At 48.1% G+C, this 12,019-nt stretch carries 11 protein-coding genes; 6 read left to right on the top strand and 5 right to left on the bottom strand.

What is annotated here, in order from left to right:
* Genes MESINF_RS03855 through MESINF_RS03840 form a run of 4 tightly spaced genes read left to right on the top strand, consistent with a single transcriptional unit; the run spans position 1 to position 5,817 of the window.
* On the top strand, positions 1-1,233 hold the full coding sequence (locus tag MESINF_RS03855; RefSeq protein WP_169698619.1) for an ABC transporter substrate-binding protein: 1,233 nt from the start codon (positions 1-3) through the stop codon (positions 1,231-1,233).
* A 55-nt stretch (positions 1,234-1,288) separates the two neighbouring features.
* A complete protein-coding gene (locus MESINF_RS03850; RefSeq protein WP_169698618.1) occupies positions 1,289-2,482 on the top strand; it encodes an ROK family transcriptional regulator in 1,194 nt (397 codons plus the stop codon).
* A gap of 12 nt (positions 2,483-2,494) precedes the next feature.
* Positions 2,495-4,801, top strand: a complete 2,307-nt coding sequence (locus tag MESINF_RS03845) for a glycoside hydrolase family 31 protein (protein WP_169698617.1) — start codon at positions 2,495-2,497, stop codon at positions 4,799-4,801.
* Positions 4,801-5,817 carry a glycoside hydrolase family 15 protein gene (locus tag MESINF_RS03840; RefSeq protein WP_169698616.1) on the top strand — a complete coding sequence of 339 codons (1,017 nt, stop codon included), beginning with the start codon at positions 4,801-4,803 and terminating at the stop codon, positions 5,815-5,817. Before MESINF_RS03845 ends, MESINF_RS03840 begins: the two co-directional genes overlap by 1 nt.
* 442 nt (positions 5,818-6,259) lie before the next feature.
* On the opposite strand, the gene MESINF_RS03835 is transcribed toward MESINF_RS03840, so the two are convergent.
* Complete coding sequence (locus MESINF_RS03835; RefSeq protein WP_231936849.1) at positions 6,260-6,679, bottom strand: group II intron maturase-specific domain-containing protein; 420 nt, start codon at positions 6,677-6,679, stop codon at positions 6,260-6,262.
* A gap of 56 nt (positions 6,680-6,735) precedes the next feature.
* On the opposite strand from MESINF_RS03835, the gene istA reads away from it, so the two are divergent.
* Together istA and istB are read left to right on the top strand one after the other, a co-directional pair.
* Positions 6,736-7,827 carry an IS21 family transposase gene (gene istA, locus MESINF_RS03830; RefSeq protein WP_169698555.1) on the top strand — a complete coding sequence of 364 codons (1,092 nt, stop codon included), beginning with the start codon at positions 6,736-6,738 and terminating at the stop codon, positions 7,825-7,827.
* A gap of 1 nt (position 7,828) precedes the next feature.
* Positions 7,829-8,605 carry an IS21-like element helper ATPase IstB gene (istB, locus tag MESINF_RS03825; protein WP_169698615.1) on the top strand — a complete coding sequence of 259 codons (777 nt, stop codon included), beginning with the start codon at positions 7,829-7,831 and terminating at the stop codon, positions 8,603-8,605.
* Positions 8,606-8,607: 2 nt separating this feature from the next.
* Here istB and ltrA (MESINF_RS03820) read toward each other — a convergent pair whose 3' ends face one another.
* From ltrA (MESINF_RS03820) to MESINF_RS03805, 4 genes are all read right to left on the bottom strand, one after another.
* The gene (ltrA, locus tag MESINF_RS03820) at positions 8,608-9,528 is read right to left on the bottom strand and encodes a group II intron reverse transcriptase/maturase (RefSeq protein WP_231936848.1); all 921 of its coding nucleotides are present in this window, start codon (positions 9,526-9,528) and stop codon (positions 8,608-8,610) included.
* Positions 9,529-9,709: 181 nt separating this feature from the next.
* Entirely contained in the window at positions 9,710-9,847 is a 138-nt protein-coding gene (locus tag MESINF_RS03815) for a hypothetical protein (RefSeq protein WP_169698557.1), read from the bottom strand.
* A gap of 332 nt (positions 9,848-10,179) precedes the next feature.
* Positions 10,180-11,448: a group II intron reverse transcriptase/maturase gene (gene ltrA / locus MESINF_RS03810; protein WP_169700807.1), complete on the bottom strand. Its 1,269-nt coding sequence runs from the start codon at positions 11,446-11,448 to the stop codon at positions 10,180-10,182.
* 196 nt (positions 11,449-11,644) lie between these two features.
* Positions 11,645-11,782 (bottom strand): hypothetical protein, encoded by a 138-nt coding sequence (locus MESINF_RS03805; RefSeq protein WP_169698557.1) that lies wholly within the window; start codon positions 11,780-11,782, stop codon positions 11,645-11,647.
* Between the last annotated feature and the right edge of the window lie 237 nt (positions 11,783-12,019).

The following is a 12,019-nucleotide window of genomic DNA, read 5'->3' as shown; positions in this document are numbered from 1 at the left end:
ATGAAAAGGCTTCTGGTAATTTTCGCGATCGTTTCAATGGCATTGGCAACCTCTCTAGGCGTTACGACCATCAAGTTCATGAACTTCTCTTCTGCAGACGCAAACGCAAAGTACCTTGAAGAGATGAAAAGGGTCTTCGAAGAACAGAACCCGGATATCAAGGTGAATATTGAGACGGTAGGTTACGGAGACTATTTCACCAAACTCATGACGATAGTTGCTGGCGGAAACGCGCCGGACGCGTTCGAACTGAACTACGAAAACTTCTACACTTATGCCAAAAAGGGTATATTGTTGAATCTCAACAACCTGGTGGAGACTTCCGGTTTCGACACCAGCGTTTTGAACGAAAAGGCTCTTAACGCCTTTTCTGAAGGCGGAGTACAGTATGGACTGCCGTTCAGCTTTTCTAACGTTGTTCTGATTTACAACAAAGATCTCTTCGACAAAGCCGGCGTAGAATATCCAACCGACGATTGGACATGGGCCGACGAACTCGAGGCCGCCAAAAAGATCAGGGCGCTCGGCCCCATGATATTCGGTATTAACCAGCCGATCCAGTTCTGGGAATTCTACAAGATGGTTCAGCAAAATGGCGGAAGCATTCTCAACGAAGACAAAACGGCCTTCACCCTGAACACTCCGCAAAACGTCGAAACCCTGCAGTTCATGGTGGATAGGATTCTCAAGTACAATGTCATGCCTAATGACGCTCAGATGGCCGGAATGGGTGACTGGGACCTCTTCGCGGTAGAGCGAATAGGTATGATCGTAACTGGCACCTGGTCCTTTTCCACATTCAAGGAAGACTGCGACTTTGAATGGGATATAGCCATCGAGCCGGGAAATACTGGCAAGGCAACACACTTTTTCGCCAACGGACTGGCTATAAGTAAGGATTCCAAGAACGTCGAAGCAGCTTTCAGGTGGATCAGCTTCCTATCCGGAAGCAAAGAAGTGGCCAAAATCAGGATAGAGGCAGGCTGGGAATTGCCGGCCGTAACCTATCCCGAGATAGTTGAGCTATATAAGCGGACCACGCCTCCAGCAAGCAAGGAAGTTGTCTTCAAATCGCTGGATTATCTGGTGACACCGCCTGTCATTGAACAATTCAACGAAATGGCCGACATAGTCAATAGACATCTTGAGGCTGCTCGTTATGGAGATAAGACTCCGCAAAAAGCTCTCGATGATGCCCAGGCCGAACTCGAAAGAGCTATCAAGTTGAAATAACGATTAATTGAATCAGGGCCGGGGTTACCCGGCCCCCTCTATGGAGGTTTTTGTCGTGGCGAGCAAAGCCAGCAAAGAGATAATGAAAGAGATAAACGAAAAACTGCTCCTGAGAGCTATTTACGAAAGTGACGGTATCGACAGGGCTAGCCTGGCAAAGATGACGGGTCTGAGCCCGGCCACGGTGACCAAAGTAGTGGGAGACTTAATAGAGATTGGTCTGGTAGAGGAAACCGGTGTCGCCGACTCTACGGGAGGGAGAAAACCCATTCTCCTGAATGTGCGACCGGGAAAATCGTGTGTACTGGGCCTAAAAATAGGCGTTGGATATCTCGATTATTCGCTGACCGATCTTTCGGGCTCTGTTCTGGCTAGCGAGAGAAAAATCATGGAGAATACGGTGCCCGAAGAGGTCGTATCGGCAACGGGTGAAATTCTGGCAAAATGGAGCGATCTCATAGGCGAGAGACTTCTGGGAATCGGGATCGCCGTTTCGGGTATTGTAGATTCTCTAAGAGGAGTCGTGAAGAACTCCTTCCTGCTCGACTGGAAGGATGTACCCATAGCCAGAATGATTTCAGCGGGCTATGCCGCCAAAACCTTCGTTATGAACGATGTCGATTCCTTCGCGCTGGCCCATTTCTGGAAGGGGAATGTCGACAATCACAAGAACTGTGTTTTCATCACTTTGGGGATCGGCATAGGCGGTGCCGTGGCGATCGACGGAAAGCTTCACCTGACAGGTGCCGGAAGCGGCGAATTCGGCCACATGACGATCGAACACAACGGTAACCTCTGCACGTGTGGCAGTCGTGGCTGCCTGGAGGCTCATGCCTCTTTCGAAGCTCTTGCGCGAAAACTGTTCTCAATAACCGCTTCCAATGAGCTAAAAGAGCTGTACAGTTCTGTAAGGGCAACGGAAACTTCGGAAATCCATTTTTTGAAACGGGCTCTGGAGATCGACAGGGCAAGCGCCGAAAGCGTATTCGACCAATACGCGACCGACATCGGAATCGCCCTGAAGAATCTTGTGAATATATTCGCTCCCGACTATGTGCTTATAGGCGGGGAGGCCCTGGAGTTTTCGGCACTTTTTCTTGAGAAATCAATAGATTATGCAAAGGAAAACGCCTTCTCCAGTCTGGCCGACGCTGTGAAGTTTGATACTGACAGAATCGGCGAGAAAGCCTGGACTCTGGGTTGTATTTATAGGGTTATAGAGAGCGAGCTCTTCACTGTTGGCAAATAAAAGGAGTGAAACATGGAGATAATTCACACACCGTTCGGGATAGACGACCCGTATTTCATAGTTCAAGGATACGAAAGAGAACCGCGTGAGCCTCTGGAGGGTGATCGTGTGAAGGTCAGCTTCGTGACCGACCCCATGGTAGTCGGTCAGAGGGCATGGATCGAAGTCCAGAGCGATGGCAAGAGATACAAAAGGCGCGCCCAGTATCAGCTTAATCATGGCGGCAAGGCTCACTGGGAAGTAAATATAGACGGTGAGAGCGCGGGAGTAACTGTCAGGTACAGATTCATCGCCGGTCGCGGACCCTCCACTTACGTTACTTCAGAGTGGTACGAGTACACCGTTTGCAAGTGGATAGAAGCAAAGAGATTCCTCTCCCTAAAAAACAACAGGCTGACGGTAAATCGAAGTGATGCCACCAGCTGTGACTGCCTTAAAGAGGCATATCTCTTAACAGACGGGAAGGAACTTTACGACCTGAAAATCATTCTTGAAAGAGAAGAAGGAGAACGCTTCTACGGTCTTGGAGAACACTTCGATGCTATAACCATACCCGAAGGCGAGGAGAGGTATATCCACGTTTACGACCAGTACAAGGTCCAGAGATCCAGAGGATACGCTCCGGTACCTTTTATTCTTTCAGACAGGGGAAGGGCGATTCTTATAGACACGGGCTTTCTCTCTTCGTTCAAAATAGATGGTTCGAAGATAACACTGAGTGTTTATACAAAGGGCTGTTCGATTGAAGGTACGGAAATTCAGTTCTGGAAAGAAGACTCCCCTCTGAAAGCGATCGAAAAGATTCATAAAATCGCCAGACCCTGCCCGCCACCTCTCTGGGCGCTCGGCCCCTGGCTATCTGCCAATCAGTGGAACAGCCAGAAAAAAGTCATGGAAGTTCTCAGGGAAACGGTCCAGAGAGATCTTCCTGCAACCACGCTAGTTATTGAAGCCTGGGCCGATGAGCAGACTTTCTATATTTTCAACGGAGCCGAGTACGATCCCGTTTCCGGCGACGACAAGTTCAGTCTGAAAGACTTCAGATTTCGTGAACCGTGGCCCGATCCCGTGGAGATGATCAACAAGCTTCACGAGAGAGGCATAAGGCTGGTACTCTGGCAGATCCCCGTTATCAAATCTTTCGACGAATCGACGCCTCAGCCGGCAATAGATATCCGCTACGGTAGTTCGAGGGGATACTTCGCAAGGACAAGAGACGGTTCCGATTACAGGATTCCCGCGGCCCGCTGGCACGAAGGCAATGTAGTGGTTGATTTCTACAACGAAGAAGCGGCTAAATGGTGGGCCTCCAAGAGGGAGTACCTCGTGGAAGAACTAGGAGTCGATGGCTTCAAGACCGACGGCGGCGAGCATCTGTGGGGGAGGGATACTCTTACGGCCGCCGGAAGCGCTGCGAAGGTAAGAAACACCTATCCTGAAAGATACTTCGAAACTGTCTCCGGCATACTGAGAGAGGAAGGGATTCTCTTCAGCCGCGCCGGCTACACCAGATCCCCGGCGCATACTCTTTTCTGGGTAGGCGACGAAGATTCGACCTGGGAGGCTCTTCGCGACAACATAACGGCCGGACTCAACGTCTCTATTTCAGGCAACCCCTTCTGGGGATGGGATATAGCCGGTTTCAGCGGAGAGGTTCCTACTATGGAACTGTACAGAAGATCGATAGAGCTGGCCGTCTTCACGCCTATCTTTCAGCTCCACTCGGAGGATTCAGGAGACCCTTCGCCCTCTTCCGAGAGGACTCCATGGAACCTTGCAAAGGCCTGGAAAGACGAAAGTATCATCGATTATTACAGAAACTTCGCCTCCCTGAGAATGACGCTCTCGCCGTATATCTACAGAGAGTCTCTCCACGCTGCACAGGCAAGCCTTCCTTTAACGCTGCCGCTTTTTCTGATAGAGAAAGATAACGATCCTGAAGGACTTGCGTATCTATTTGGAAGAGATATGGTTGTCTCGCCAGCAGTTGACGAAGAGATGAAAGAGAGAAGAGTCTTTCTTCCTGAAGGTCAATGGGTGAATCTCTGGAACGGTCGAACTCACTCGGAACAGATCGTAATAGAGGGAGATAGAACGGAAGTCTTTCTAAGAAAGGGAGCGTTAATACCTCTCAGCATCCCACCCGAGGGCACTCTCTTCGGAACGAACTGGTCGCAGGAAGAGACGGGACTGTTATTTGTGGGAAGTGAATTTCCAGAAAACCTCGAAGTGCTACCGAGCAGCCCGGCGAGACGGCTGGCAAGAATATCCGGTGTTGAATCGGGAATAATAAAAATAGAGTGGAGAGAGATTGAATAATGAACTTACTCGAAAGATCGATAGAGATAATTGAAGCTAATCAGAGCAAACACGGAAGTTACATAGCCTCGCCTAACTTCTCGCAGTACGGTTACTGCTGGTTCAGAGACGGCTCCTTCGTGGCCCATGCTATGGAAAAAGCCGGAAGGGAAGAGAGCTCTGCACGGTTCATAAGGTGGGGCCTGAACGTTCTTAAAAGATATCGCGACTCTCTTCAAAAGGCTACCGCGGGGAACGTTACACTGGACAACTTTCTACCGACGAGATACACCATGGAGGGATTTTACAGCGAAGATAACTGGACCAACGCCCAGAGCGACGGCTACGGCACCTTTCTATGGGTCGCTGCACAGAGGCCGGAGCTTCTGGATCAGAGCGATTGCGAAATCTGTGATATGACTGCGAAATATCTTGAACGAGTGTGGAAAGTCCCGTGCTACGATGTCTGGGAAGAATCTCCCAACATGGTACATACCTCTACACTACTCTCCATAGCCGCTGGATTGAAGGCGATCGAAGGTATTATAAACAGAAAGACCGTCTGGAGAGACATCATGGATTTTATACTGAAGGAATTGACTAGCGATGGCCGGCTCAAGAAATCTAACACTGCCGATGAAGTCGATTCGAGCCTTATCTGGGCATCTTACCCTTATGGACTTCTTGACGGCGATTCATTACTCATTAAAAAGACGGCACGAACCGTGATGAGCGAGCTCTACTTCGACGGAGGCCTCAAGAGGTACAAAAAAGATACCTATTACGGTGGCGGGAGCTGGGTACTGCTGAGTGCCTATCTAGCCGGTCATCTGAAATCGAACGGCGAAAGGGATATTTCAGAAGAAATCGAAGCATGGATAGAGAGAAAGGCCGACCTCAACGGTTTTCTGCCCGAGCAAGTTCCGGAAAACCTGCTCGAAGAGAGAATGTATGCTCCCTGGGTCGAGAAATGGGGAGAAATCGCCTCGCCCCTACTCTGGTCACACGCCGCGTACATAGATATGTTGCTTCAGTAAAAACACCTGGAATTCCATAACGACGGGGGCTAATCTCTCTTCAGCCTAGGCTCTCCCGAACTAAGAACAAAGCTCCTGGCGAAAACAGGGACCGACGGGTTTCCGGCAAGACCGTCATCCTATAATGCTTCTATATCGCCATCCCGGACCCTGATCCGGGATCCATTCCTTAGAAAACCGTGATTCTGAGTCAAGCTCAGAATGACGGGAAGGGGCTGTCATCCCGTAATGCTCTTATACGGGATCTCGTTCTTCTCGTTCGTCTCTAAACAGAGGTAAGAGGAGGAGAGGTCAGAGGTAAGAAGATCAAAATCCCGCTCTTCTCGCCTCACACCTCTACCCTCTCACCTCTGATTCCGCTCTTTCGTGGGAGCATCGAGTAGGAGAGGGGCGGAGCCCCTCGTCCTCTCACAGAACCGTGCGTACGGGCCTCGTACACGGCTCATGGATCGAGTATCGGATACTTCGACAGGGGATGATAGTACGATGTCATATCGAATAAGTTCATCTCTTCAAAGAACCTGTTGGGAATGGCGTAATTGACTGCTTTTGTGTGAGAAGAGCGCCATTTGTTCATTCTCAAATTGACTTTCTCTTCCCATCCAGCCCTTCTGAGGACTCTGTTCAGTTTCTTTGTGCTCTTCCACTGGTGTAGTATGATGGCTCTAAGCCTTCTCCTTATCCAGCTCAAAAGCCCTCTCAAGGTAGATTGTAAGTCTACTATCCTGAAATAGCTGGCAAATCCTCTCAACAGTGGATTTAGCTCTTTCACTATTTCCTTTACCGGTGTGCTCTGGTTCCTTCTTGTGTCGACATCAACAGTAAAATAAGAAAAACGCCGGTAGAAAATGTGAAAAAGCATCGGGAGAAATTGTGGACTAACATTTGAATATTCTCAGGCAAAAAGGGGGTATTCAGATGTTGGGAGAGAAGCAGGTCATTGAAATAAGAATACTTAGCAAGAGGGGAATTACAAACAGAGAGATAGCCAGAGAAATGGGCTGCCATGAAAACACAGTCAGCAAGTATTTGAAGGAGGATTGGAAGAAGATGAAGGGTATTTCAAAACTGGATCCTTACAAAGAGCACATAATCAAAAGGCTAGAAGAGTATCCGTCAATAAAAGCCACAGTGTTGTTCAAAGAGATAAAGGCTCAAGGTTACACCGGAGGAATGACGATAGTTCGGATGTATGTGCACTCCATACGTCCGGAGGATGAAATTGAGAGCACAAGATTTGAGACAGCTCCGGGCAGGCAATTCCAGGCCGATTGGGGAGAGGGTGAGACCAGGATAGGTGGAAAGTCGGTGGTGATAAAGTTCTTCACCATGGTCCTAGGATACTCGCGAATGTTGTATGTCCAGATAGTCAATGACGAGAAGCTTGAGACACTTCTTCAAGCTCATAACAAGGCATTCGAATACTTCGGAGGTTATCCACATGAAGGGCTGTACGACAACATGAAAGCCGTGGTCAAGTCTCTTGAGAGGAAGAAAGAATACAATGCCAAGTTCACAGACTTCGCAGACTTCTATGGCTTCAGGATAATAACTCATCGTCCATACAACCCGAAGGCCAAAGGGAAGGTTGAGAGGATGGTTCCGTATGTGAGAAACAACATACTGTATGCTCAAAGCTACTCAAGCCTCTCTGAATTAGAGAACACTCTTCTCGATTGGTTGGTCATTGCCAACCAGAGATTACATTCCTATCTAAAAGAAACCCCTCTCGAGAGGTTCGAGAGGGAAAAGGAACATCTGAATAAACTAACTAGATTCTATCCCTTGAGGAGATTAAACACAAGGCTGGTAAGAGAGTCCGGACAGGTCATTTACAAAGAAAGAGCTTACAGGGTACCTGAGAAATACACCGGCAAGAAAGTCAACCTGCAAACGGAAGGTCAGATGCTGAAGATTTATTGTGAAGATGATCTGATCAACAGCCAGCCACTCAAAGACCAGGTTGAAGTAAGGTCCTTGAAGGAATACCAGAAACTGGTGGGGGCATGAAATGGCGTACGAAAGAGTGAGAGAGTTAATGGAATCGCTCAAGCTTACCGGAATGATGAACTCGCTGGATTTCTCTCTACACAATTGGGGCAAAGGAGAGAAAGATGTAACCGAGCTCTTGGAAGAATTACTGCTGGCTGAAGTAAAGGAGAAGAGTGAAAGAAGATATCTCACAGCTCTCAAATACAGTGGACTTCCATTTCACAAAACACTCGAAGAATTCGACTTCTCCTTTCAGCCTTCAATAGACAGGAAACAGATAATGGAACTGAAGAGCTTGAGATTCCTGTACGAAAAAGAGAATGTCGTTCTGCTTGGACCTCCCGGGGTTGGAAAAACACATCTGGCAGTAGCCCTGGGAATGGAAGCGCTCAGAGAAGGGAAGAAAGTTTACTTTGTGAATGCAATATCGCTTGTGGACAAACTGAAGAAGGCCTTTTCTGAAAGACGGTTTGAAAAGACGATAGGTTACTTCAAATCGATTGAGCTACTCATTGTAGACGAGTTGGGGTATCTCCCACTTGAAAATGAAGGTGCAAAGCTCTTCTTTGAACTGGTGAGTGAGAAATACGAAAAGGGAAGCATAATTCTTACTTCAAACAGAGGCTTTGCAGAATGGAACAGAATCTTTGAAGACGAGATACTCGCAACAGCCGTTCTTGACAGACTATTGCATCACTGTACCATTGTCAACATACGAGGAAAGAGTTACAGGCTTAGAGAGAAACAGAAAACCGGTCTTATTGGTACACAATTGATTAGTTCGCCTGGTCATTGATTTCACAAAAATCGTTGATGTTTTTCCACATTTCCGATCGATGTTTTTTCACATTTCCGATTGATGTTGACAATTTCGAAGCCAAGAAAGTGAAAGCCCTCCTCCAGTGTTGTGATTCTCGTCTTGTTTCTGTTGACCTTGAGCTTCATGTCAATCTCCAGTATGTTGATCGCGATTGCCAGAAACTCTCGGGCTTCTTCCTGGGTTTTCGAGAAGATTAATATGTCGTCTGCATATCTGACTATCCTTATTCCTCTGGCTTTCATCTTCTGGTCGAACTCATCCAGGTAGATGTTCGCCAGCAGGGGACTTATTACACCACCCTGTGGACTGCCAGTTTCTGTTGCCTTCCAGACTCCATCTTCCATTACTCCGCTCTTCAGCATTGCGCGTATGAGTTTGAGTATCTTTCCATCACTCACTCTCTCTGCTACGGAGTCTATTATCTTCTCATGATCCAGAGTGTCGAAACATTTGCTCAGGTCAAGTTCCACTACATTGCACAGACCGTATTTGGATGCGAAAGCTTTCGCCTTCTCCACCGCCTGCCAAGCATTTCTTCCCTTTCTGTAACCGTAACTGGAGGGATGGAATCTTTCCTCGAATATAGGTTCCAGTACCTCCTTGAGAGATTGTTGTACCACCCTGTCTCTCACAGCAGGTATTCCCAATTGCCTTGTTTCACCATTTCCTTTTGGGATTTCTACCCTCCTGAGTGGCATGGGCATGTACTCACCGCTCTTGACTTCTTCGGATAATCTCTCGATTTCTTCGAGGAGTTTCTCCCCGAATGATTTTACGGTTACTCCGTCTATCCCAGGAGCTCCTCTGTTGGAGTTTACCCTGTGATAGGCTTTTAATAGGTTCTTCTCCGAATAGACTTTGTCGATTAGACTGTAATACTTCATCTCTTTCTCCTGCATGTTCTCTTCCAACAGCTATAGTTCCAGATTTCGTTGCGACAACTAACGACTGGCTTCTCTACCCTTTCGGGAATGTGTACCTTGTCTTTAACTGTCCAATCTGAATCTCTTCACTGTCTTCCGATCACATTTCTTCGATCCTTCTCCCCTTCGCAAGTGATGGTGCCTTTCGACCTCCTCATCACCCCCTTGGCTTATAGCCAAGGTCCCTTCTCCTTTCGGAGAGGTTCTTCACTACTACGGGTTCATCTGCCATCCTCCTGAGCTTTCCCTTAACTTGGATCTCCTCCTTGCTAACGGTTACCCCTTTCGGACTCATGAGGACTTCCCCGGGTAAGATACACCACTTTCATCCGAATCCTGCCATCCGAACCTTTACAGCTGGAGTCAGGGCTTTCCCTTATCCCGCAGGGTTACCCTCTGTAACGGCCATCTCTGGTTCACTTTCGTTCAGTTCCGGACTTTGCCTCGGGCTTCCTTCAGATTCACCGTTACCAGTGACACCCTTGCCTCTGGCTAATGCTTCTTTGACTCCCCACATTCGGGTCTTTCACCCTATAGTTGTGTACCATGCCGGGCGCACATCGAGTAGGAGAGGGGCGGAGCCCCTCGTCCTCTCACAGAACCGTGCGTACGGGCCTCGTACACGGCTCATGGATCGAGTATCGGATACTTCGACAGGGGATGATAGTACGATGTCATATCGAATAAGTTCATCTCTTCAAAGAACCTGTTGGGAATGGCGTAATTGACTGCTTTTGTGTGAGAAGAGCGCCATTTGTTCATTCTCAAATTGACTTTCTCTTCCCATCCAGCCCTTCTGAGGACTCTGTTCAGTTTCTTTGTGCTCTTCCACTGGTGTAGTATGATGGCTCTAAGCCTTCTCCTTATCCAGCTCAAAAGCCCTCTCAAGGTAGATTGTAAGTCTACTATCCTGAAATAGCTGGCAAATCCTCTCAACAGTGGATTTAGCTCTTTCACTATTTCCTTTACCGGTGTGCTCTGGTTCCTTCTTGTAAGTCCCTTGACCTTTCCCTTGAACCTTTTCAATCTGGATTTCTCTATCCCAACTCTCTCGCCTTTTATTTCGAAGCCAAGAAAGTGAAAGCCCTCCTCCAGTGTTGTGATTCTCGTCTTGTTTCTGTTGACCTTGAGCTTCATGTCAATCTCCAGTATGTTGATCGCGATTGCCAGAAACTCTCGGGCTTCTTCCTGGGTTTTCGAGAAGATTAATATGTCGTCTGCATATCTGACTATCCTTATTCCTCTGGCTTTCATCTTCTGGTCGAACTCGTCCAGGTAGATGTTCGCCAGCAGGGGACTTATTACACCACCCTGTGGACTGCCAGTTTCTGTTGCCTTCCAGACTCCATCTTCCATTACTCCGCTCTTCAGCATTGCGCGTATGAGTTTGAGTATCTTTCCATCACTCACTCTCTCTGCTACGGAGTCTATTATCTTCTCATGATCCAGAGTGTCGAAACATTTGCTCAGGTCAAGTTCCACTACATTGCACAGACCGTATTTGGATGCGAAAGCTTTCGCCTTCTCCACCGCCTGCCAGGCATTTCTTCCCTTTCTGTAACCGTAACTGGAGGGATGGAATCTTTCCTCGAATATAGGTTCCAGTACCTCCTTGAGAGATTGTTGTACCACCCTGTCTCTCACAGCAGGTATTCCCAATTGCCTTGTTTTACCATCTGCTTTTGGGATTTCTACCCTCCTGAGTGGCATGGGCATGTACTCACCGCTCTTGACTTCTTCGGATAATCTCTCGATTTCTTCGAGGAGTTTCTCCCCGAATGATTTTACGGTTACTCCGTCTATCCCAGGAGCTCCTCTGTTGGAGTTTACCCTGTGATAGGCTTTCAATAGGTTCTTCTCCGAATAGACTTTGTCGATTAGACTGTAATACTTCATCTCTTTCTCCTGCATGTTCTCTTCCAACAGCTATAGTTCCAGATTTCGTTGCGACAACTAACGACTGGCTTCTCTACCCTTTCGGGAATGTGTACCTTGTCTTTAACTGTCCAATCTGAATCTCTTCACTGTCTTCCGATCACATTTCTTCGATCCTTCTCCCCTTCGCAAGTGATGGTGCCTTTCGACCTCCTCATCACCCCCTTGGCTTATAGCCAAGGTCCCTTCTCCTTTCGGAGAGGTTCTTCACTACTACGGGTTCATCTGCCATCCTCCTGAGCTTTCCCTTAACTTGGATCTCCTCCTTGCTAACGGTTACCCCTTTCGGACTCATGAGGACTTCCCCGGGTAAGATACACCACTTTCATCCGAATCCTGCCATCCGAACCTTTACAGCTGGAGTCAGGGCTTTCCCTTATCCCGCAGGGTTACCCTCTGTAACGGCCATCTCTGGTTCACTTTCGTTCAGTTCCGGACTTTGCCTCGGGCTTCCTTCAGATTCACCGTTACCAGTGACACCCTTGCCTCTGGCTAATGCTTCTTTGACTCCCCACATTCGGGTCTTTCACCC

This window comes from Mesotoga infera (assembly GCF_900157305.1).
Taxonomy (GTDB): Bacteria; Thermotogota; Thermotogae; order Petrotogales; family Kosmotogaceae; genus Mesotoga; species Mesotoga infera.
Note: the sequence above shows the minus strand (reverse complement) of the source record. Positions and strands in the feature narration are given on the sequence as shown.